Genomic DNA, 240 nt, shown 5'->3' with positions numbered 1-240 from the left:
CCGTGATCGACGCCCTCACCGACAAGCTGGTGACCACCTTTGACGAGGCGGAGCGGACAAAGCTTTACCGTGAGGGGCTGACACTGGCGCGAGATCGGGTCCATGCCGTCTATCTGCACCAGCCCTTCATCACCTGGGCCATGCGCGAGGGCGTGGACGCCAAGGTCCGTGCCGACAGCGCCGTCAGCCTTGCGCATGTCACGGTGAACTGATCATGCCAGCCGGAGGCGAGCCATGAAT

The 240-nt window shown here is 63.8% G+C and carries 1 protein-coding gene; it reads left to right on the top strand.

Annotation, left to right across the window (positions count from 1 at the left end; all coding sequences use genetic code 11):
* Positions 1-212: hypothetical protein (locus tag ACSNOK_RS35975; RefSeq protein ID WP_436784856.1), on the top strand; the 212-nt coding region annotated here is incomplete at its 5' end.
* Positions 213-240 lie beyond the last annotated feature (28 nt).

Source organism: Streptomyces sp. URMC 126, from assembly GCF_051386555.1.
Lineage (GTDB): Bacteria > Actinomycetota > Actinomycetes > Streptomycetales > Streptomycetaceae > Streptomyces.
The sequence above is the reverse complement of the archived record's forward strand: the minus strand, read 5'-3'. Positions and strand labels throughout refer to the sequence as shown.